The following is a 21373-nucleotide window of genomic DNA, read 5'->3' on the forward strand; positions in this document are numbered from 1 at the left end:
GAGAATGAGTCTCAAATCTCATTAAGCAAAAGGAATGCCAAAATTGAAGCCATTTTTTATAATCACAATGACATGATATATTTATTAAAAATTAATTAAAAAAATATGACATAATTTTAATAAATTAAAAAACACAAAATTATCCTCTTTTAAAAGAAGATAATTTTATAATTATTATTAATAATTAAATACCACAAATAGTTATTTAATTTACCCTTATATACTCATAATCACTAATAAAAGAATTTGAATTTAATGGCTTTGCATCTGTTATATTATCATAGCCATACTGCATTTCAATTTTTGAATGCACCAGTTCTCACTTAAATGGAACGATCTCTTTTTAAAATTCATATTGTACCTCTTTAAAATTAAAACCAGTCTTGTTTGTCCCACACAAATTGGATTATTAATCTTATATTGTTACGGTTATCTATAAAAATTACGTGCAGAGGGAATACCCCGCTGCACGTAATGAAAATTCAATTTTTTTATCTATTTCATTAAGTATAATTATTTAATTTATTAGACTATTTTACAGCAAGGCGGGTGTCGATTTCTTTTTTGAGCCCGTCAAAGCTCATATTGCCTTCATACTTTTGGCCATTGATAAATAACGAAGGAGTTGCATTGATTCCAATATCATTACCTTCTTGTATATCCGCATGTATTGATTTGCTTATTGTACTGCTTTTATCTTCTCTACAGGATTTGAAATCATTTATATTTAATTTCAACTGATCTGCGAAACTCTCATAGAGATTCGCAGACAAAGGAGCTGAAGGCTCTCTGCTGAACAACAACTTATGCATTTCCCAGTATTTTCCTTGATTCCCCGCACACTTTGCCGCAATAGCAGCGGGCATGGCTTCAGGGTGAATTTCGGTTAAAGGAAAGTCTTTGAAAATATATTGCACCTTTCCTTTATAAGAAGACAAAAGTTTTTCAATGGTTGAATGCGCTTGAACGCAATAAGGACATTGATAATCAGCAAATTCTACAATTGTAATTTTAGGTTGAGTTAAATTATCATCATATTTGTAGCCATTTTCTTTAAATTGAACCACAATTTCTGAAGGTTTTTCAATTCCCACAAGCTTAATTTTTCCTTGCTCTTCTGCGTTTTGCAATAAAGATTGCTCCTCTTTTGCTTGGGCAACGCGCGTCATATATTGCTTAACCAAGCCAACGCGTTCTTTTTCGGGAATTTGTTGCATTTGAGGATTATTTGCGTTTTGTTTTATGAAGCTTTGCACCTCTAAATCATCAATTTTTACATTTTTTGAAAAATAATCTTTCTTAGCATCATCTAAAGTATTTAAATTATTTTTCTTTTGATATTCAAAAAACCAGGAATCTAAATAATATTTTTCAAGTATATTTTGTGCAGTTTCATATACTTTTTTTTGCGCATTGATAATTTCTGATTTTTCTCCTTGAGTTAACTCAGCGAAAGTAACAGCCTTGCCATTATACATTCCAAAAGTTTGATTATTATTTTCAATTTGACTGTTATTTCTTGTTTGGCAACTCGAAACTGCAATAGCCATACTTGCCAGCGCAGACATGATCATCCATTTATTTGAAATTTTTAATTGAGCCATTTTCATGCTGTATCGTCTCCTTATTTTAAAAAAAATCTTTTTTCAAATCTTCAAAAAGATTTGCTAAACTATTATTATCATATGCAATATGAGTTGCGAAAACACGTGAAGGTTGCACAAACATTTCGTGCATGGGTTTCACAAAAGAATCAAACTGAATTTTAACTCCCTCAGGATGACGCCCTCTCTCTTCCACATCTCTTTTTAAACGTCTTGAATATCTTGTTTCCTCAGCAATATCAATAAATATGGCAAAATCAAAATGAGGCCTAAGTATTTCTTGTGAAAGAATTAAAATTCCATCAACGATAATAAATTTTGTAGGCTTGAAAGGGATAGTTTCTTTTTTACGAGTATGAGTGACAAAATCGTAAATAGGAACTTCAACAGCTTTGTTTTCAGATAATAATTTAAGATGTTGCGCCATCAAATGAAAGTCTATGGCATCGGGGTGGTCAAAATTCACACTGCCATCACCAGAAAATTTATCACTGTGATCATGATAATAATTATCTTGACTCAGTATTTTACAATCATCATTGCCAAGAAATTGCTGTAATTGCTTAGCAGCCGTTGTCTTACCTGAACCACTACCACCTGAAATTGCTATAATTTTTATGTCTTTATTTTTTTTCAAAATATTACCTCAAACTGCTTTATTTTCTATAAAGTTCCGTAAATTCTATCACCCGCATCGCCTAATCCTGGCAACAAATATCCTTTTTCATTCATCCCTCTCTCTACAGAAAGACAATAAACAGATACATCAGGATGGGATTCGTGCAAAATTTCGAGCCCCTCTGGTGAGGCTAATAAACAGTGGAATCGGATTTCATGAACGCCGTATTGTTTTAAGCGATCAATAGCCGCTACGACTGTAGAACCGGTTGCTAAAAGAGGATCTAAAAGAAAAATTTTATTTCCTTCAATATCATCGGGAAGTCTAAAATAATATTCAACCGTATTATTCAAAAATTTATCTCGATATATTCCAATATGACCCACTTTAGAAAGAGGAAACATTTGCATAAATCCATCAAGCATTCCCATTCCTGCGCGCATGACAGAGACAATTGTCACATCTTCACAAATAAAAGGACTTTCCATTTTTTCAAAAGGAGTTTCTATTGGTATGTTTTTTATTTTTAAATCTCTTGAGCTCTCATAAGCCATAAGCCTGCTCATTTCGCTTAATAATCTTCGAAACTCGCCCGCATTTGTATCTTTTTTACGTAAAATAGAGAGAGAATGTGATAATAAGGGATGCTGCAATAGGTGAATATTTTGATGATCAATTTTCGAATTATGCTTCGACATAAAATTTCCTTTTTTAAAATATAGTTTACTTGCTTAAGAATTTAATTTTAACTTAACATTCTTAAATTGTTTTCAAAAGGATTTTTTATTTTTTATTATAAAATTTTTGTTTTTATTAAGATTTATTTAATACATCAAAAATGAATTTTTTATAAAACATCTCGACAAAGAGAATAGAATTAATTTTAAATATTATAAAAAATCAATAAATTAAATTGTTTTTGACCAATTGAAAATTTCTTCCACTACATAAGAATAATCATCCTGAATTAGATCGGGGAATAAAGGCAATCGCAAAAGTCTTTTAGAATATTCTTCTGTAATGGGCAAATGTTCTTTTTTATAACCTAAGCATTCACCCGCAGGAGCCGAATGCAAAGGAATATAATGAAAAGTGGCGCCAATGCCACGTGCACGTAGATAAGACATTAATGAATTTCTAGCATCTTCATTTTTTAAAATAATATAAAACAAGTGATAATTGGAATCACAATAATGCGGAATTTTAGGAAGAGCTAAAATTTCTTTTTGCTCTAAATCATGCAATTGCTCCATATAATAATTATGGATGACTCCCCGCTTTGCATTGAGTTCATCCATAATATCTATTTCAGCAGACAAAATGGCCGCTAAAGGCTCTGCTAAAATATAGCTCGATCCTTTTTCTACCCATGTGTACTTATCCACTTGCCCGCGCAAAAATTGACTTCGATTTGTTCCTTTTTCTCTAATGATTTGCGCTTTATCAGCAAGAAATTCATTGTTTGTCAGAAAGGCACCACCCTCACCACAAATCACATTTTTGGTGTCATGAAAACTTAATGTCCCCATATGTCCAATTGTACCTAAGCTTTTTCCTTTCCATTTTGCTCCAATGCCATGAGCTGCATCCTCAACAATCATAATATTTTGCCCCTCACAAAGTGAAAAAAGGCTCTCCATATCACAGGCAACACCCGCATAATGTACAGGAATAATAGCTTTTGTTTTATGAGTTATTTTTTTTGCGACATCATTCATATCCATATTCATAGTTTGGGGATCAATTTCACAAAATATAGGTTTTAAACCTGCAACAAGCACGGCATTTGCCGTAGATGTAAACGTAAATGAAGGTAAAATGACTTCATCATTTTCTTTTGCATCTAATAATAACATGGACATTTCTAGAGCGTGTGTGCAAGATGAAGTCAATAATGCATTTTTAATTTTTAATTTATTACGAAATTTCTCTTCGGCACTGTGACAAAAAAACCCATCCCCTGAGAGTTTTCCCGAAGATAAGACTTCATTTATATTCTCAAAAACTTTTTTAGGAATGTGAGGTTTTGAAAGAGGGATTCTCATATTTTATTTCTCCAGTGCTTGACTATATAATGCATTTAATTTTGTTACTTTATTTTGCCAACTATGTTCTTTAAATACCCAATTTTTTGCATTTTCACCATGTTCGCATATCAAGTTTGGATTTTCAACATACTCACTTATTGCCCAAGCAATGTCTTGGGAATTGCGTGGTGAAACTAAAAGACCACGGACATGATTTTCAATCTGCTCCGGTGTTCCTCCTGAATTCGTGCCAATAACAGGCAAACCCATGGCCATAGCATCCAGGACAGAAAGGGAATATGTTTCTTTATATGTTCCTAATATAAAGATATCCATGGCACTTAAATAAGGAATAATATTTGTTTGAAACGGAATTAACTGAATTCTATTTTCAACTTCCGGTCTTTTGGAAAATTCTTGCAGCCATTCATATAATTTCAAGGCTTGCAGTTCATAGACACGAGTGCCATCTGCTGCCGTATGATCGAGAGTGGGCTCTCCCATGAGCCAAATTTTCACTTTTGTTTTAATCTCAGGTTTGAGTAGTAAAAGGGCTTCCGCAATTTCACGCACCCCCTTACCAGGATCAATGCGGCACATGGTAGCAACAACAAACTCATCATTTTTAACATGATAAAGATCTCTTATGTATGTGCGATCTTCATGTTTTTTTTGATATACCGAGAGATCTCGCCCATAACGTAACAAATGAACTTGCTCCGGTAAAATAGGATAATTTTTTCTTATTCTGTCATTTAATATTTCAGATGAAGAAGTAATGGCAGTAACCTTGCTATAAATAAAGCGATGAATAATATCATTTTTTGAAGGCGCGCTCATGTATAAACTAAAAATCTGACGTTTATTTTTTAAAAAAAGCATGGCTAAGGAACAGAGCCACACATCCTGTCGTGTATGTGAATGAACAATATTAAAGTTATCTTTTTTAATAATTTTTCTAAGATATTTTATATCAGAAATACTAATACGTGCTTGCTTAAATCCATAATAAACGGGAATAGCAAGCCTTTGCGCTTCCTCATCAATACGTGAACCTGGAATACAATAAATTGCCGACTTTATTCCTGACTCTGCCAGTTTTTTCACTAATAAAATCGTATAGAGCTCAAGACCACCATAAGCATGTGATGTATTTACGTGTAAAATAGATAAATTTTTTTGCATTTTTTTTCCAATTTCAAATGCTTTTTATGTATAACTCATGCAAGAAATATCTCACATTCGCTATCAGCTTGTTAAAGCCACCAAAAAGCGATACTATATAAACTATAAATTGAATACAAGAATCATAAAACTTCATAAAAGGCCAAACATTTATGGCTGGAATAAGAATTAATACAGGTTCTGGCATCGATCCTAAAATGGTAGACCAACTGGTTGAAATCGAGCGCGAACCCATTAAACAACTGGAAACGCGTAAAAAAACTCTCATTGATGAGCAAAAATTATTTAATGATCTAAAAGCACTTGTCTCAACTTTAGGAACAACTCTCAATGGAATGCGCACAAAAGCGGACTATTATAAACTCAAAGTCGTGAGCTCACACCCTGATATTATTGAAGGCACTGTAGATAACAATGCCCCCATTGGTTCTTATGAAGTTGAAGTCAAACACTTAGCAAAAACTCATAAACTGCTCACGCAATCTTTTGAAGACAAAGATAAAACTCCGGTGGGCTTTGGCTACATGACCATAGAAACGGAAGAAGGAGATTCTTTTGATGTCGACATCGATCCCGATAGATCGACTTTGCAAGATGTGGCAACTCAAATAAACAGTATGGATAAAGGTGTTAAAGCCATTGTTATCAATACCAAGGAAAAATTAGAGGATGATGATGAAGACAATTTTCGTTTGCTTGTCATCTCTGAAAAATCGGGGAAACAAGCTAAGGTTACAATTGACCCTGACACCACTTACCTTGATTTCAAAGAACAAATTACGGGCAGAAACCTTGAGATGGTATTCGAAGATGTAAAAGTATATAACGAAACAAACAAGGTAACAGAATTAATTCCAGGACTTGTATTAGATGTAAAAAAAGAGGAACCAGGCACAAAAATCAATCTTAAAATTGATTATGATACTGATAAGAGTCTAGAAACTATTAAAAAATTTGTTGAATCTTATAATAAAGTAAATGAGTTTATTGACAAACAATTTCAACTCGATCCTGTTACAAATAAAGCGGGAGTTTTGTCAAAAGATAACAGCTTACGTTCTTTAAGGAGAGCCTTACAAACTTCCATTCAATTTAGCCTTCCCTCAGGAAAATTTCAAACACTGGCTGATGTAGGAATTTCTACCGACCCCAAAACTGGCGCTTTAAAATACGACGAAGCTAAAGCTAAAAAAGCTATGGCCGAAGATTATGTCGGAGTTTCTAAGCTGTTCATTCAATCGGATGATACTGTTGGAATTGGGATTCGCATGTCAGATTCCGTGCGCGGATTACAAAACCCTGTCAGTGGTGTTCTTCCTTCAAAAGATAGAGAATACAAGCATATTCTTGAAAACTTTGATAAAGATATCGCTGTTAAAAACCGCCAAGCAAAGCAAAGGGAAGAGGCCATACGACGCCAATTTACCGTAGTCGAGCAGCTTATCAGTGGAATGAATGCACAAGGTCAAGTTTTGCAACAAAAATTAGGTGGCGCTCAAGGCTAAACCTTTTATCATTGTAAAATTGATATTGATGCAATTTTTTCAAGGATGGAATTGCATGAATACGAAAGCATTTAAGGCCTATCAATCTACTAACGTAACAACAGCAACACCTGAAAAAGTGTTACTTATGCTCTATGAAGGATGCATAAAATTCATTCGTATTGCTCGTGTTAAAATGCAAGAAAAGAAAATTGCGGAAAAAGGCAAAAATATTAGCAAAGCCCTCGCCATTGTCGCCGAACTTATCAATACTCTTGACCATGAAGTAGGTGGGCAATTGTCCATGGATCTTGAGAATTTATATATGTTTATTATGGACAAATTAATTGAAGCAAATATTAATAATAAAATGGAAGATCTCGATACCTCTGAAAAAATTCTTTTAACCTTATATGATGCCTGGCGTGATGTGGTCAATAATCCAAGACCTGATGGCGTTCCTAGTCCAAATTTGCAGCCAGAACTCTATTCAATGTATTTAAAGTCTAAAGACGGACAAGCAAATTCAGAAACTATAAAGAATCCCAATGAAAAAACAACAAATGCTGTTTCTGTGAATTTATCTTCTGATGTAAAATCTGGAAATCAAAAAGGAAACTCAGTTAAAAAAGTGGGTTAATATTTATTTTTAATTTGAATAAAAAAATAGCAAAAGAAATATAAAAATTATTTTAACATTGTAGATTTAGCTTCTTTTTCAGGAAGATATTTTCTAAATATTTTATACATTGTTCCATCTGATATCATTTCGTTCACTAACTTTTCCCACTGTACAACTTGCTCTTTATAAAAAACTTTTTTAGATAACATCAATCCGCTTTTTACATAATTCTCTTGAGGATTCCAATCATAAATGACAACTTTTGACTCCAAATTTTTAATTTTTTTAAATTGAAAATGGTAAACAGGAGTTGTACTTAAAATCGCTTGAACCTCATTTTTTTTAAGTGCTTCATACAGTTGCTCTGGCTCAGCATAGTCTATAACTCTATGCTCCTTATTTAAAATCTCAATTTTTTCATCAGAAGTCCCATGTTTATAACCCCTTACCACACCAAATTTTAAGTTTTTGTTTTCCATAAATACATTCCAAGAGGGAGTTTTTACTTCTTTACGTACAAGTGCAAAATTTTTTATTTGGTTATAAAAAATGAAATGAGAGTAAAATTCTCTTTCAGGAGTCAAAATGGATGAGGTTGTAAAATCAATGAACCCTGCTTCAATTGATTTTAATGTTCTAATACGAGGCATGTCATTAATTATTTCAATTTGACAATGACTTCTTTTTTGTAGTTCTAAAGCTAAATCTTTATCAATTCCAATATCTTTTTCAACTGAGTAAAAATATCCATAGTTATATAATGCAATTTTAAATTTCTTAAAACAATCAATTTTTGGAGAGCAAAAAGCATATTTTATATTAAAAATAAAAAGAAATAAAATCAATAATTTTATATTAAATTTATTAAAAATCATTTAAAGCTCCTTATGTAAAATTAATTTACTAAGAAAAATTTTTAGCATGCTAATTTTCATTTAAATAAATAGATTTTGCGTCTTTTTCATTTAAATACTTTCTAAATATCTTCATAATAGTACCATCAGAAAGCATTTCTTTCATAAGCGCAGACCATTTATCTGCCTCTTCTTTACTAAATACTTTCTTGGACATCATCAAACCACTTTTAGTATATTTTTCTTTTTGATTCCAATCGCTTACTGTGATTAAAGAATCTAGCTCTTTATGCATTTGTAAATGATATTTATATACCGGCAAAATACTAAATATAGCATGAACTTCCAATTTTTTGAACCCTTCAAATAAGCGCTCTTGATCGGGATACTCTTTAACTCTTTTGAGATTTCGAGCTTGTTGCAAATATTCTTCAGATAGACCATAATTATAGCCCCTAACAACACCAAAATATAACGTTTTATTTGCAATAAAATTTTCCCATGAATTTACTTTTAATTCTTTTTTCACAAGGACATAATTTTTTACATGATCATATAAAGCATAATAAGCAAATTTTTCTCTTTCTGGAGTTTGAAATGAAGACATGCTAAAATCAAGAGTTCCATTTTCAAGAGATTTGAGTGCACGTATACGTGGCATACTTGAATCGAATTCAATTCGACATTTACTTCTTTTTTTTAATTCATTAATAATGTCTACATCTATACCCGTGTTTGTTGCGGGCATATAAAAATAACCATAGCTAAATAAAGCATATTTAAAAACTTTAAAACAATTTATCTTATGAGCAAAAGCATCAAAACTTATCATTAAAATTAAAATTGATACATTAATTTTAACTAATAATTTAATAATTTTTAGGATATTAAAAGCAAACATTAAAATTATACTCCAAAAATAATAATATATTATAACCAATTAATTAATGTATAAAAAACAAGTTTTTGCAAAACTACAAATAGTAATGTGCCGATTTCACAAAAATGCTGTTTGTCAAAATATAGTTTTCAATTTTAAGTTTATCTTGTTCCGTTGCATTTTCAAATTTCAAACCAAATCCGTCTTCCGTAATTCTGACAACACTTCCCCTAAGCTTTATCAGTTCTGAGGATTTTGGAAGAATAAATTCAAGTCCAAGTTCTAACCCGATATAGGAATTGATTTTATTTTGCTTATCTAAAACATGAACTCCTGAAGTCGAAATATCAATAGCGAGAGTTTCATGAATATTTTTTCCATCTATGACAATCATCGGAATTTGACATTTAACTCGCTCTGCTTTTCTAAAATCTCGCTTTCCAAGTTTTTTAATTTCATCAATAAAAGAATCCCTTGGCATAGGTTTATTTAAGAAAAGGTCAAAATATAAAAACTCTTTTTGTTCTTTCAATTCATCCCTTAAATAAACACTGGAAAGCACAAATTTTATTTTAGAGTTCAAACTCGTTTTTTTCAATTTACCAAATTCCTGACATCTCATTCCTCTATTAAAACACATGCCCATGAGCAGAATATCAAATCTTTCTTCAGCTAATAATGCCTTCATATCATCAAAAGTACTTGCAATTTTGACCATAAAGCCAGCTTTACTTAAAGAAAGGGCTTCAAGCCGTGCCGTCATAAGATGCTCTTCTGATATTAAAATATGGAGTGCTCTTCTCGCGTTTTTTAACTTTGAGTTGTTGAGTTTTTTCACAACTGGCATAATCTTCTTTCCGTCAAAGTAGTCTTATCCTACTAAGGTTATCGGGGAGCCCGGCGGCGCCCTTGAGGAGAGAATGATGTTGTGGCCTGAAATCTCAATGCAAGATTTACAAGAATTAGAAATTGTTTTTGAAGCAAAAAATCATATTAATTGCTTAAATACCAAAAATTATGCGGGATTTATTTTTTTTGATATAGGTAGCGTTTTGCTCGATCTCGACTGGGATGCCTATATCTATGAAGTGCAAAAATTATTGCCGGAAAATGCAATAAAAGATCATCAAAAGACACTAAAAATTCTAAAAAAGGAAGCGGTATTAAAGCAATGGTGCACAGGCAAAATGGGTGCTTATAATTACGCACAATCTTTTATCAAGGCCTTGACAGAATCTGCTGCCCTCGAGCATAAAATTCCAAATATTTCCATCCACGATATCAAACGAGCTGATACCTTTGTCGTGGGGGGCGTGAGGCTTTCCGTTGTTGAACTTGCCAAAAAATTACGCGAAAAAAATTTTGGTATTGGCGTTCTCAGCAATGCCACTACTTGGCATGAAGTCTTAATTGAAAAAAAACTTCCTGTTCGAGATATTTTTGATGTGACCATCTTTAGCCAAGATATCGGTTATGAAAAACCAGAACCCCAAATTTATGAACTTGCTTTTTTAGAAGCACAAAAGTTTATTTCAAAAAAATTTAATGCTACCTTAGATGTAAAAGATGTATATTTTATTGATGACACTCCGGTAAATGTCAGGGCGGCTTACAAGGTAGGCTGGAATGCAAGTCTTGTTAATTTATTAAGTGATGAAATATTATTTAAAGTATCATCAAATAAAATGAGCGATCAGGAATTAAAAGATGTTTCTTGCAAAAGAGAAAATTTGATTTTTGGATATAATGCATCTCAACGAGTTGAGAAAATATTTGGAAATATTATTAAAATATGAAAAATAAAATACTTCCTAATATTGCGTTTTTTGATTCCAGCCAAGGGGGACTCACTGTTTGGGAGAATGTGTTAAAACGTTTTCCTAAACTAAATACACAATACTTAGGTGATAATGCGCGCTGTCCTTATGGAAATAAAAGTAAAGAAACCATAACACGTTACGCCTCTGAGGCCGCTCTTTTTCTAGCAAATAGAAATGCGACTTTACTTGTTATTGCTTGTGGCACAGCATCCAGTGTGGCCGCTAAAGAATTGCAACATCTTTTTAAATTACCTATTATTGGTATTGTTGATGGATTTTGTAAATTTGTAGCGCAAATTTTAACCGAAAAATCACGAACCGTAGCGGTTTTAGGGACACGATTTACAATCCGCAGCAATCGCTTTAATGAAGAACTTACGAACCATGGAATTGAAAAAGTTTGGACAAGAGCCTGTCCCCTGCTTGTTCCTTTAGTGGAAGAGGGGATATCCCAAGGACCCATAGCCGACGCCGCCTGTGATATGTATTTGTGGGATATTCCTGAAGATACCAAAATTGTTATGTTAGCTTGTACTCACTATCCACGTCTGACAAAACCCATTGCAGAGTCTATAGAACGTCGTCTTGGCAAGACCGTCATATATAAAACAATTGACGGCGATTGGATTTTAAAAATAGGAACCCGTGACACATCTGATCCGATTTACCTTGTGGAAACTTCCTTACCTATAGTAAACTATGTCAATCAGTATATTTCAGAAAATAAACTCGAAGATAAATTATATCATGGAGAAAAACGTGTCCTCTGCACAGACTCCCCCGAACAGTTTGAAAGTATTGCACGATTTTTTACATCCATTCCTCTTCCTAAAGTTGAAGCTGTAGAAATTCAAACTTAATTTTCTTAAAAGAATTGTTATCGATGAATTCATTAAGTTTCATTTTAAAGAGGGTATTATGAAAAAGCATATATTGTTATTAATGTTCATTTTATATCAGTTTATTTGCCATGAAGCTTTTGCAAGTATTATATTTTCTGATAATAAAACAGCTTCAAATGATTACAAATATGATACCAATCATATTCCTTTTTCAACAACTATTATCCCATATCAAGAAGGATTTATTGTTTTAGGATCTGAAAAAATAAAATCGATCTTGAATGGCAATAGCCCTAAGGGATTTATTGAAGTTTTTCATAAAAATGAGAGTGATAAGCAAATTGATAATAAAAAAATTCTTTTTAATTTTAAAAAAATTGGTTTATTAGGAGGTATATTAGATAAATCCCAAAAAAATCTTATATTTTATGGCTACTCTGAAGCATTTGGATTGTATAATCATTTTTATATACCGCCCGAAAAATTAAAATTTAACTCTGTTTTTATTGGAAAATACAACCTTGAAAGCAACAATTTTAATGAAATTATTATGCTTGATAATAATTCTATTACAACTCCAAATAATTTAATTATGGATCATTTAGGAAATTACTATTTTCTTTATTCTCTCGATTCCAGCAATCAAAATTCCGCAAATCATCACTCTGCGGCACAAATACATTTAAGAACAAACATGATTAAACTCATAAAACTAAATAAAAACTTAGAAAAAATAGACGAAAAAATATTGGAAGAATGCGCCATATGCAATTTGACTGCCAGCGGTCTTATTATTGATCATGAAAATAATATTTATTCTGCTATATTAAAAAACACAGCAAGTTTTATTTTGAAAAAAGAGAGTCTTTCTTTATGGAATCATTCTGGTAAAATTTCGGGTTAATTTCTTATATTTGTTGACTCAAATATTTTATCGGCATTATCAGTAACAAAACCTTGATAATAGTTTTCCCAAATCCCATTATGACTTTTACCTTCCAAAGGATGTCTAAAGGCAAATTCAACAAAAGCATAGGGAATTTTTTTATAACCATCTTGAAAAGGAACTAGAGATTCCTCTGCAAGAGTGGCACTTTGCTCCAACTTAACAGAAGGTGTTCCTTTTATAATACTACCGCCCGCACTATTTAAAGATATTTTCAAATTATTTTGCACAAAATCATTAAATTCTTTTAAGGATTTAAATTTTTTCATAAGATGAATACTGACTGTAAAATGATTTGGGGTATTGCCATATACCAAAGTCCAGGCCGCATATTCACTTTCTTTTCTTAAAACCTCGTAATCATCAAAAATAGGTTTCCGCCAAGGAGCCCCACTGCTTAAAAAGAGAGTGATACTTTCCGCAAACTCATTCATTTTTGCAGGATTTCCTTTTAAATTTTGAAAATCAGTTCGAAATTTTTCGAGCGGTGCTGATTGCACATCACAAACATAATTAAGTAAACAGTTTTGAAATTCTACAGAAAATGAAGATAATTCCAAAACACTTATAAAAACTTTTGGAAAAACTTTTGTACTATGAACACCATTTTCAACAGGTGGATTCATTGAAATAGCATTGAGTTTTTTATCTTTAAAAACATATTCATCACATTTAGTATAACCTAATAACTCAAATACCTGCTGCATGACTGACATATCACAATATTTTCCTGGAAGGGTTCTAAAGGCAATATGGTCTTCACTCCATTCATCTCCTTGATTTCGAATAGCTTCCTCTATGATTTTAACCTGACTAACCTTATTTCTATATATTTGCCATAAATTCTTAATAACTTTATCAATAACAAATTTTTGAATTTCTAGCATAAAAACTTCCCTTTTTAGATATTTAAAAAGAAGGTTGACTTCTTTTGAGAGTATTAAAGTTATGATAATAATTTATCGTAAGCTTCAGCTTTTAGCTAGCAGATCATAATTATTTAAAGATTATTGAGAAAGAAGGTGTGTTTCGAAAGAGAGATGAAGTTGCTTACTTGAGGAAATATATAGCCCCATGAATTTAATTTGAGGCTATTTGTTTGTAATTAATCAATTACCACATCAAGAGGCTGTGCCAGTGCGGCTGCTCCTACAGTTAAGGCATTAGCTGCTCCCGCTGGTGCTTTTTTAAGTGTGAACGTAATTTGTTGGTCATCAGCGTTCTTTTCTCCATAAAAATAATATAGCGAAGTTCTGTTTTGATTTGCATCGGGATCCGTAACAATATCTGTAGTCTTCCTATAGACACCTATTCCATGTACTTTATCAATAATACCCTTGGGAGTTAAATGTAATTTTGCTGCCGAATTTAAACTACCAGGTAAACTATTGGGTATTAAATCGATTGCAGGGTCAAAATTCTTTCCTATCTTTAATTTTGTATATGTGATGAGACAATACATTCCAGATTTCACTGGAATTTCAGGACTATTCAGCACTACAAATGGTTTCTTTTTATTATTTACATCCCCTGATTCTAAAGGAACATTAATACTTTTATCAAAACCATAAGAATAATATTCAGTTGGAAGAGAGTTTACTACTTTTAATACATTAGTATTATCAATAACTTTCCTAGAACATGTGACTTCAGCTTCAAAACCTTTTACATAATCCTCTGCATAACTTTCACTAGACAGAAAAGAAAGAGCCATTGCCATGAATGGCAAACTTTTTTTTATCATTTTTAATTCCTTTTAATTTGATTTATAAATAAAAACATTAAAATTTCTGGTATTTATTATTATTGAACTTATAAACCTCGAGCAGCCGCAAGAGGTACAATAATTGTATATGTATATCCATTTTGATTTAGAGTAATTTGATAGGCTCTATTAGCTTGTAATACAAACCCACCCGTGAATAGCCCAGGAGCACACATGGTATTAGTTGCAACTGCAGCCGCACCTTCAAGATTGTCCACAGCATCAGCATTTCTGATAATACAACTATTTGATTTATATGGTTTAATTTTATTTTCATTATCAATTGCCGGAAAATTTAAAGGATCAAAAGCAGCTGTTAATCTAGTATTATCGCCTTGAGCGTATCTTATTCCAAATGGATTATTATCCAGCGTAATACTTTCAACAGGGGCTTGAGCTAATTTAAATGTAGGAATACTTACTCTATTATCTAATTCAAAAGTTATTTCAAAAACGCGATAAGAAATAGCACCACTGCCTGCTTTCGCAAAAATCACTTTTTTAGTAAATTTTTCAAATAAAGGAAGACTTTTTGGAAAACCTAGAGCAGAAGAGTCTAATTCAAGTATATTTTGAGCTGATTCTACAGGAAAACTTATAGCACCTGTAAGCGAAGTTGTAATTGCATTTAAATCACTCGTATTTTTCTTTCCATCTACAATATAATAACTGGTAGGCCTAGAGCCGTCTCCAAAAGAAAAGTTATATGTTCCTTTGTATTGTAATTGATAAACTCCATCTGCATCATGAGCCCCCGGTTGAATTGAAATGCCACCTTCTAAAGTAGCAGCTGGAGCCCCAATTTTATTAGCTCCATAATCTATTGATGCATGATTTGTTGTTAAACCTTCCGCCTTTTTTTCAGAATCCTTATCTTTGTTTGCATCTTTATCTTTGTTTGCATCTTTATCTTTGTTTGCATCGTTATCTTCTGTTTTAACAGATTTATCATCAATACTTACTTCGTATTGAGAAATATTATTAGGATCAGGTTTTAAATCTAAAGAAACACCGTTAGCTTTATTTGTATCTACAAAGTGAATGCCAGTAACGCCCTTAAATAGATCGCTCTCTACGTCATTAGGACTAAAATAACGTAAATTACCATCTGTTATTTCTGTTATTATGGCCTTACAATTTTCACCTTTTTTCTCAGATAAATTACTTTTCTTTTTAGATATACTCCAAAGTTGATTATCTGGTATACCTTCACAACCCGCATATTTCCCTTTAATTTCTATATTCTCTTTATTTAAAAGAGCACTTCTTGAATTAAGACTTGAAATTTTTATTCCATCAATAGCACTATTATTATCTGATTTTTTTGAACCATCATTTTTACAACTTATAACAGAGAAAGCAGCCGCAGCAGAAACTGCTGTTGCAAATATTAAATTTAATTTCATATTTTCCTCATAGTTTTAAAATTAAATTAATTTTAAAACTCAAAAAAGATTATAGATTTATTGCATTTAAATGAAAATTAAATGCAATACATTTTTTTAATATATATTAAATTTAATTTTGTAAATTTAATTTATATAATTTTTTTATTTTACTTTTTTTAATATGTTTTAAAAAATTTATATTATTTGATATTTTAAATTGTGTTAATTTCTTTAAAGCTTGAAACAACAAATATTAATTATTTCGCATCAAAACAAAAATGGATCATTTTTTTGTGTATCTTCAATAAGTTTTGCATTAGGACCATAAATTGTTTTTCGTACAATATTACGCTCTTCTGTGGTGGTGAATTTATTTTCCATAATTGTCCAGAAGTCTTTTTCCACTTCAGGATTTAACTTTTGGAAAGTAATTCCTTGAGCATGATTTGAAAATTCTTGAAAGCACTTTATTATATTCTCAAGACTTTGTCTTACGCTGTCTTGAAATTGAAGTGCCATAATTACGGGAGCAATCATATTTGCTAATTCTTTATCGGACTCTGATAATTTTTCCAAATGCTTTGACAAATTTCCTGTTTTCGTACCTAACTCTTTATAACGATCACTTTCTCCCAAAGATTTTGCCTTGTCTAAATCACCTGCAGCAGCACTCTCAAAAATTTCATTGGCCATACTATTTGCTTCTTGAGCCATTTTTTCAACTTCAAGGTGTTCATCGGTACCCTCTTGGTACATGCTTGTGATCAACCCTTTAACTGTTTTAGCTTGATCACTTGATAAACTGGAAACCGATTCCATTTTATTTCCAATTTCAAGCGCTGCTTGCTCTGTCTTCGAAACAACATTTTTTAAGATGGTATCTGTAATTGTAATTAAGTCCTTTACAATCGATACAAAATTCTCATGAGTTATATTTAAATTTGCAGCCATAAGTTACTTTATCTTCCTTCTAAAAGAGTGAGTGCCATACGGGATGTTTGATTTGCTTGTTGTAAAACACTTGTACCAGATTGAAGAAGAATTTGATTTCTTGTCAATTCCGAACTTTCTTCTGCTATATCCACATCTTTAATGCGGCTGTTTGCAGCACTTAAGTTTTCAACAGTTGTTGCTATATTATTAATAGTTGAACCTAGACGATTTTGCAACGCACCGAGATCAGCGCGAATGGCACTCACATAATCAATTGCATTTTCAATTGCTGTTAAGGATTTTTGCGCCCCCACTTTAGTATCAAGTGCCAGTTCTGAAACACCTAAACGGTTTGTTTTGACATCGGCTTTAAAAGAATTGTACTCTAAGCGGTCGACGCCTAGGATGTTGTCACCACCCGTGTTAATTTGTATTTCTAGAATGCCACCGGTACCGTCTAAAAGCTGTGTTCCGTTAAATTCGGTGGCATACGCAACACGATCAATTTCATCTTTTAATGCTTGATATTCAATGTCAAGATAAACGCGTTCTTTTGGTCCTATCGTATCTGAAGCCGCTTGTACGCCCAGTTCACGCATACGAATCAACATATTTTGCACTTCATTCATACCACCTTCAGCGGTTTGAATGAGACTTATTCCATCGTTTGCGTTACGTTGAGCTTGTTGCAAACCTCTGATTTTTGATCTGAGTTTTTCACTAATAGCAAGTCCAGCAGCATCATCTGCAGCTTTATTTATCCGATAACCAGAAGCCAATCGCTCCAAACTTTGATCAAGCATTTTTCGAGTATTGCGCATATGCCTCTGATTCGTAATCGAGGTGACGTTCGTCATTATCCTGTAGCCCATGGCCGTCTCCACTCTATAAATATGCGATGATAGGATTTCTAATGTAACAAACTTCAGTGATCAAAATGGATCTCTTTTTTACGCTACCAAAAAATGCTTAATTTAAAAGCGTTTGCCGTCAATTCCGCAGTAGGTACAGAAAGCCGCGTTTGTTTTTTTTTATTCTTTAGGAATGTTTTTTTTTTGTGTTACAATACAAGAAGGTAACTTCATTCAATTTTTGCTTTTGATTTTTGCGAAAAGGACGCTTGATATGATAAATGTCGAAAATAACCGTTTTCCTCACAGTGCAGAGCTCTTTAAGTTTTGCAAGGAAGTTTTAAACATAAAAAAAAGCTCTTCTGAAAAAATAACAGATCAAGATGTGGGAGCTCTTTTAGGTTTTGATCCAGCGGATTGTACGCATTGGAAATATGGTAGAAAAAATATAAAGTCAATTCAAAATATCAACCAACTTGCAAAAGCATTAGAAGTGGATCCGAGAAATTTAATCGATATTTCACTAGGCAAGAATGTACTTTTTGATGCTTTGCTAGAGTACCAAGGTTATGGCGAATTTTCATGCACGGCATCGGAAAGAGAGCTCCTTTTACAAGAAGCAAATAAAGTTATAGAAAAAGCAAATGTAAAAGCATTGCCTATTTTTATTCCTGAATTCGCAAATGTTTTTTCAGATGTCGAAATTAAGGGTCAAGAAAATCAAAAAGATGTTATTCATTCTCAGTATGAAAATGAGAAACACACCATTACTTGGCACAAAAGCGAGAGATTAGGCACCGCGTTACGTTTTTTATTAGCAAAAGAGCTCGCTCTATATATGTTGAACAAAGACCCCTTAAAATCAGCATTGCCAGAACAAAAAAATACAATTTTTGCAAACCGTCTTGCTCTATTCTTGCTTATGCCGTCGTATTTGCTACAAATTGCATGTAGCCAATGTGACCCTGCACGCGATACCATTGAGCAATTAATGGCTCAATTTTGGTTAAGTCGCACTTTAATCAACATTCGGCTTAAAGATTTTCTGATGTACAGAAACTAAGAGCTCTCTAAATCGTTTTCAGAGCTTGTGTTTCTAACCAACTCATGGAAACATATATGGAATTTTCAACTATTATCGCTTTTATTTTTTCAGGTGTCGCATTACTTTTATGCGCTTGGTTAATTTTAACAAAACAAAAAATATTAACCCAAAATAAAACTCTTCAAGATAAGATATTTGCCTTAGAGGCAAAAAGTATGACTCTCTCTCAAAAAGAAAATAAATCGGGAGAAAAAGATAAAAAAATCATTTCTCAAAAAATGTTCGAATCACCTCAAGTTCCTTTACATTCCGCAGAAGTTTTACAACTGCGTAAAGAAAATTCGAAACTAAAAGACGATTTAAAAAAATCTAAAGAAGAAATTCGTCACAAAGAAAAAGCTTTGAAGGAAGAAGAAAATTTATCTAAAAATAAATTATTTTCGTTAACAGAAGAAAATTCTCGCCTCATTGCTCAAATGCGCGAAATGGATGTGCAACTTAAACAAGCAAACAGCAATTTAAAAACTCAAATTCCCCTCGTTGATTTTGAGAAAAAAATAGCTGAAATTTCTCATTTGAAGGATGAAAATTCAGAATTAAAACAAAAATTAGCAGAGCTTGATAAAATTAAAAAACAAAATTCTCATAAACTCTCCGCTGCACAAGAAAAAGTTAAAGTAATCGAACAAGAACTTCATAAGTGGACAGAAACAGCAAAGACAAATAATGGCAAACCTCTCGATGCCCACTCTTTTTTACGTTGGCACGACAGAGCTGTATCAGGACGTAAGATGTACAAACTCATGCGCCAAATGCGTGAGTTATCTGACAGTAAAGTTTCTACTTATCAAGATGGTATTACTGCCCTTTCCCAATGGGTTCTACAACAAAAGAATATCACTTTACCCCCTCTTTCTTCTGGCGAAGTTCTTGCAGATAGGCTATTAGCAGAGGCATGGAATGCGATATTGCCTTCAAACCCCACTTCTATAATTCCAGACAGGGTTGAGAGCTCCTCCTCACTTTCACTATAATTAGCTGAAAAAATGGAATAAAATTGCATTCTTGTTCTTTGAAAATTTTAATATTGGTGTGTTTTTTATGAATGATAACTATAAGCAGCGCTCTTCGTCACGTCCCTCCAGATCATCTCAATCTGATAACAGATCCTCTCCCCAGAGTTCTAAATACAGAAGAGATGAACAAAAAAATATAGAGTGGAAAGCGAAAAAACCTTCGGCACCAAATATTAGAATGATGACAAGCCGTTTGGGTGTTTCTGAAAGAGTAATGCATGAACAGCCCTGCCGCATCCTTGAAAAATGCGGATCCTGCCCCATACTAGATTTTCCTTATAAAAATCAACTTTTACAAAAGACCACTGATTTTAAATCCAGATTACAAAAAGCCAGTGCTATTTTTTCCAACACAATTGTGAAAGATTGCGTAGAATCTGAACTACGCCTCGCCTATCGGCATAACGTAAAAATGGTTGTGTCCGAACATGCTGGCTTAAAAAACGCAAAATTTTCTCAAATTGCAAATGAAAAGCGCTGGATAGATTTAGGAATGTATAGACAGTCAAGCAATGAAGTGGTCGATACAGGCCGCTGCCCCATTCAAACAAATATCATGAATGATATATCCGCTTGGCTGCGCACAGGAATTCGAGTTCATAATATTTCAGTCTACACTCCTCAACAAAAAGACGGACTTTTACATTGCATTATTTTACGTTCTTCACATTATACAAGACAAGTCCTTGTTACGTTTGTTGTTACTAAACCCGCCCTACAAATATTACGCCCTCTTGCTCGAGATATTTCTGAGAAATTTATGAATATTCAAGGTGTTTTTATGCAAGTAGCTCCTCCAAATCATTCTGATGATAAACAAGATCCTGAATTAAAAATGATTGTGGGACAAGATTTACTTGAAGAAAAATACAACGATTTATTTTTAAATTTTTCAGCTGCAAGCTATATGCCTGTAAATTCTTTGGTTGCCAATAGAATTTATAATCGTATAGAAGAATTGGCGGAACTCACTGGCAAAGAAACAGTATTGGATTTATACTGTGGAGCAGGTGGCATTTCATTAACATTAGCACGTTCCGCAAAAGAAGTCTTATCCATAGACTCATCTGTTCACTGCATTAAGGATGCAATTCGTAATGCAAAACGCAACGAAATAAGTAATGTTGGTTTTTACGAAGGCAAAGTCGAAGAAATTCTTCCGCAACTTATCAATGAAAAACGCCTTCAAAAAGCAGATGTGGTTGTTGTAAATCCGGCACGCCAAGGATGCGGCCCTGATGTTATTGAACAAATAAGAAAATTAGAACCTAAAGCTTTATTTTATTTGTCATCATTTTTTGATCCCATGTTTAATGACTTAAAATGTTTTGTTGATGATGGATATTCTCTCGTATTTTTTGAGCCCTATGACACATTACCAGGAACAAATAATTATGAGGTTTTATGTTATCTGGTAAAAAAATAAGCGGAT

Annotated in this window: 21 protein-coding genes; 8 read left to right on the forward strand and 13 right to left on the reverse strand. The window is 32.7% G+C overall.

Features of this window, described 5'->3' with window-relative positions:
• Positions 1-530 precede the first annotated feature (530 nt).
• From AXG55_RS09870 to AXG55_RS09890, 5 genes are all read right to left on the reverse strand, one after another.
• Entirely contained in the window at positions 531-1610 is a 1080-nt protein-coding gene (locus tag AXG55_RS09870) for a DsbA family protein (protein ID WP_148697957.1), read from the reverse strand.
• Positions 1611-1629: 19 nt separating this feature from the next.
• Positions 1630-2241: a uridine kinase gene (gene udk, locus AXG55_RS09875; RefSeq protein ID WP_233231137.1), complete on the reverse strand. Its 612-nt coding sequence runs from the start codon at positions 2239-2241 to the stop codon at positions 1630-1632.
• Positions 2242-2267: 26 nt separating this feature from the next.
• Positions 2268-2921 (reverse strand): uracil phosphoribosyltransferase, encoded by a 654-nt coding sequence (gene upp / locus AXG55_RS09880; RefSeq protein WP_148697958.1) that lies wholly within the window; start codon positions 2919-2921, stop codon positions 2268-2270.
• 210 nt (positions 2922-3131) lie between these two features.
• Positions 3132-4268 carry a dTDP-4-amino-4,6-dideoxygalactose transaminase gene (gene rffA, locus AXG55_RS09885; protein WP_148697959.1) on the reverse strand — a complete coding sequence of 379 codons (1137 nt, stop codon included), beginning with the start codon at positions 4266-4268 and terminating at the stop codon, positions 3132-3134.
• A gap of 3 nt (positions 4269-4271) precedes the next feature.
• The gene (locus tag AXG55_RS09890; protein ID WP_148697960.1) at positions 4272-5435 is read right to left on the reverse strand and encodes a glycosyltransferase family 4 protein; all 1164 of its coding nucleotides are present in this window, start codon (positions 5433-5435) and stop codon (positions 4272-4274) included.
• A 152-nt stretch (positions 5436-5587) separates the two neighbouring features.
• Here AXG55_RS09890 and fliD point away from each other — a divergent pair, with 152 nt between their 5' ends.
• Both fliD and fliS read left to right on the forward strand, forming a co-directional pair.
• Positions 5588-6940, forward strand: coding sequence for a flagellar filament capping protein FliD (fliD, locus tag AXG55_RS09895; RefSeq protein WP_148697961.1), 1353 nt, complete (start codon positions 5588-5590; stop codon positions 6938-6940).
• A gap of 55 nt (positions 6941-6995) precedes the next feature.
• Positions 6996-7559, forward strand: coding sequence for a flagellar export chaperone FliS (gene fliS / locus AXG55_RS09900; protein ID WP_233231138.1), 564 nt, complete (start codon positions 6996-6998; stop codon positions 7557-7559).
• 47 nt (positions 7560-7606) lie between these two features.
• Here the strand turns inward: fliS and AXG55_RS09905 are convergent, their stop codons facing one another.
• From AXG55_RS09905 to AXG55_RS09915, 3 genes are all read right to left on the reverse strand, one after another.
• Positions 7607-8416: a substrate-binding periplasmic protein gene (locus AXG55_RS09905; protein ID WP_148697963.1), complete on the reverse strand. Its 810-nt coding sequence runs from the start codon at positions 8414-8416 to the stop codon at positions 7607-7609.
• 49 nt (positions 8417-8465) lie between these two features.
• The gene (locus tag AXG55_RS09910; RefSeq protein ID WP_148697964.1) at positions 8466-9296 is read right to left on the reverse strand and encodes a substrate-binding periplasmic protein; all 831 of its coding nucleotides are present in this window, start codon (positions 9294-9296) and stop codon (positions 8466-8468) included.
• A gap of 73 nt (positions 9297-9369) precedes the next feature.
• Positions 9370-10122 (reverse strand): PilZ domain-containing protein, encoded by a 753-nt coding sequence (locus tag AXG55_RS09915; protein ID WP_148697965.1) that lies wholly within the window; start codon positions 10120-10122, stop codon positions 9370-9372.
• A 76-nt stretch (positions 10123-10198) separates the two neighbouring features.
• On the opposite strand from AXG55_RS09915, the gene AXG55_RS09920 reads away from it, so the two are divergent.
• Genes AXG55_RS09920 through AXG55_RS09930 form a run of 3 tightly spaced genes read left to right on the forward strand, consistent with a single transcriptional unit; the run spans position 10199 to position 12841 of the window.
• The gene (locus tag AXG55_RS09920) at positions 10199-11071 is read left to right on the forward strand and encodes an HAD-IA family hydrolase (RefSeq protein WP_233231139.1); all 873 of its coding nucleotides are present in this window, start codon (positions 10199-10201) and stop codon (positions 11069-11071) included.
• On the forward strand, positions 11068-11955 hold the full coding sequence (murI, locus tag AXG55_RS09925; protein ID WP_148697967.1) for a glutamate racemase: 888 nt from the start codon (positions 11068-11070) through the stop codon (positions 11953-11955). The genes AXG55_RS09920 and murI overlap by 4 nt, the downstream gene beginning before the upstream one ends.
• Before the next feature lie 58 nt (positions 11956-12013).
• Entirely contained in the window at positions 12014-12841 is an 828-nt protein-coding gene (locus tag AXG55_RS09930; RefSeq protein ID WP_148697968.1) for a hypothetical protein, read from the forward strand.
• On the opposite strand, the gene AXG55_RS09935 is transcribed toward AXG55_RS09930, so the two are convergent.
• From AXG55_RS09935 to AXG55_RS09955, 5 genes are all read right to left on the reverse strand, one after another.
• A complete protein-coding gene (locus AXG55_RS09935; RefSeq protein ID WP_148697969.1) occupies positions 12838-13770 on the reverse strand; it encodes a DUF1338 domain-containing protein in 933 nt (310 codons plus the stop codon). The two genes, AXG55_RS09930 and AXG55_RS09935, sit on opposite strands and share 4 nt — an antisense overlap.
• Before the next feature lie 218 nt (positions 13771-13988).
• Entirely contained in the window at positions 13989-14627 is a 639-nt protein-coding gene (locus tag AXG55_RS09940) for a hypothetical protein (protein WP_148697970.1), read from the reverse strand.
• Positions 14628-14695: 68 nt separating this feature from the next.
• The gene (locus AXG55_RS09945) at positions 14696-16054 is read right to left on the reverse strand and encodes a hypothetical protein (RefSeq protein WP_148697971.1); all 1359 of its coding nucleotides are present in this window, start codon (positions 16052-16054) and stop codon (positions 14696-14698) included.
• 249 nt (positions 16055-16303) lie between these two features.
• The gene (locus AXG55_RS09950; RefSeq protein WP_148697972.1) at positions 16304-16987 is read right to left on the reverse strand and encodes a hypothetical protein; all 684 of its coding nucleotides are present in this window, start codon (positions 16985-16987) and stop codon (positions 16304-16306) included.
• A gap of 8 nt (positions 16988-16995) precedes the next feature.
• Positions 16996-17841, reverse strand: a complete 846-nt coding sequence (locus AXG55_RS09955) for a flagellin N-terminal helical domain-containing protein (protein WP_148697973.1) — start codon at positions 17839-17841, stop codon at positions 16996-16998.
• A gap of 253 nt (positions 17842-18094) precedes the next feature.
• Between AXG55_RS09955 and AXG55_RS09960 the strand changes: the two genes are divergently transcribed.
• The 3 genes from AXG55_RS09960 to rlmD all read left to right on the forward strand — a co-directional run bounded on the left by AXG55_RS09960 (position 18095) and on the right by rlmD (position 21367).
• Positions 18095-18883, forward strand: coding sequence for an ImmA/IrrE family metallo-endopeptidase (locus AXG55_RS09960; protein ID WP_148697974.1), 789 nt, complete (start codon positions 18095-18097; stop codon positions 18881-18883).
• A 56-nt stretch (positions 18884-18939) separates the two neighbouring features.
• Positions 18940-19899: a coiled-coil domain-containing protein gene (locus tag AXG55_RS09965; protein ID WP_148697975.1), complete on the forward strand. Its 960-nt coding sequence runs from the start codon at positions 18940-18942 to the stop codon at positions 19897-19899.
• 67 nt (positions 19900-19966) lie between these two features.
• Positions 19967-21367, forward strand: coding sequence for a 23S rRNA (uracil(1939)-C(5))-methyltransferase RlmD (gene rlmD, locus AXG55_RS09970; RefSeq protein WP_148697976.1), 1401 nt, complete (start codon positions 19967-19969; stop codon positions 21365-21367).
• Positions 21368-21373: the final 6 nt, after the last annotated feature.

This window comes from Silvanigrella aquatica (assembly GCF_001907975.1).
In the GTDB taxonomy this organism is placed as follows: domain Bacteria; phylum Bdellovibrionota_B; class Oligoflexia; order Silvanigrellales; family Silvanigrellaceae; genus Silvanigrella; species Silvanigrella aquatica.

What these genes read in the sequence shown, in the direction of transcription:
- AXG55_RS09955 (WP_148697973.1), bottom strand. Translation starts at nt 17,841, where the DNA reads ATGGGCTACAGGATAATGACGAACGTCACCTCGATTACGAATCAGAGG.
- murI (WP_148697967.1), top strand. Translation starts at nt 11,068, where the DNA reads ATGAAAAATAAAATACTTCCTAATATTGCGTTTTTTGATTCCAGCCAA.
- AXG55_RS09920 (WP_233231139.1), top strand. Translation starts at nt 10,199, where the DNA reads ATGTTGTGGCCTGAAATCTCAATGCAAGATTTACAAGAATTAGAAATT.
- AXG55_RS09945 (WP_148697971.1), bottom strand. Translation starts at nt 16,054, where the DNA reads ATGAAATTAAATTTAATATTTGCAACAGCAGTTTCTGCTGCGGCTGCT.
- upp (WP_148697958.1), bottom strand. Translation starts at nt 2,921, where the DNA reads ATGTCGAAGCATAATTCGAAAATTGATCATCAAAATATTCACCTATTG.
- AXG55_RS09940 (WP_148697970.1), bottom strand. Translation starts at nt 14,627, where the DNA reads ATGATAAAAAAAAGTTTGCCATTCATGGCAATGGCTCTTTCTTTTCTG.
- AXG55_RS09870 (WP_148697957.1), bottom strand. Translation starts at nt 1,610, where the DNA reads ATGAAAATGGCTCAATTAAAAATTTCAAATAAATGGATGATCATGTCT.
- rffA (WP_148697959.1), bottom strand. Translation starts at nt 4,268, where the DNA reads ATGAGAATCCCTCTTTCAAAACCTCACATTCCTAAAAAAGTTTTTGAG.
- AXG55_RS09960 (WP_148697974.1), top strand. Translation starts at nt 18,095, where the DNA reads ATGATAAATGTCGAAAATAACCGTTTTCCTCACAGTGCAGAGCTCTTT.
- AXG55_RS09965 (WP_148697975.1), top strand. Translation starts at nt 18,940, where the DNA reads ATGGAATTTTCAACTATTATCGCTTTTATTTTTTCAGGTGTCGCATTA.
- AXG55_RS09930 (WP_148697968.1), top strand. Translation starts at nt 12,014, where the DNA reads ATGAAAAAGCATATATTGTTATTAATGTTCATTTTATATCAGTTTATT.
- fliS (WP_233231138.1), top strand. Translation starts at nt 6,996, where the DNA reads ATGAATACGAAAGCATTTAAGGCCTATCAATCTACTAACGTAACAACA.
- AXG55_RS09910 (WP_148697964.1), bottom strand. Translation starts at nt 9,296, where the DNA reads ATGTTTGCTTTTAATATCCTAAAAATTATTAAATTATTAGTTAAAATT.
- AXG55_RS09950 (WP_148697972.1), bottom strand. Translation starts at nt 16,987, where the DNA reads ATGGCTGCAAATTTAAATATAACTCATGAGAATTTTGTATCGATTGTA.
- AXG55_RS09915 (WP_148697965.1), bottom strand. Translation starts at nt 10,122, where the DNA reads ATGCCAGTTGTGAAAAAACTCAACAACTCAAAGTTAAAAAACGCGAGA.
- rlmD (WP_148697976.1), top strand. Translation starts at nt 19,967, where the DNA reads ATGAATGATAACTATAAGCAGCGCTCTTCGTCACGTCCCTCCAGATCA.
- AXG55_RS09890 (WP_148697960.1), bottom strand. Translation starts at nt 5,435, where the DNA reads ATGCAAAAAAATTTATCTATTTTACACGTAAATACATCACATGCTTAT.
- fliD (WP_148697961.1), top strand. Translation starts at nt 5,588, where the DNA reads ATGGCTGGAATAAGAATTAATACAGGTTCTGGCATCGATCCTAAAATG.
- AXG55_RS09935 (WP_148697969.1), bottom strand. Translation starts at nt 13,770, where the DNA reads ATGCTAGAAATTCAAAAATTTGTTATTGATAAAGTTATTAAGAATTTA.
- AXG55_RS09905 (WP_148697963.1), bottom strand. Translation starts at nt 8,416, where the DNA reads ATGATTTTTAATAAATTTAATATAAAATTATTGATTTTATTTCTTTTT.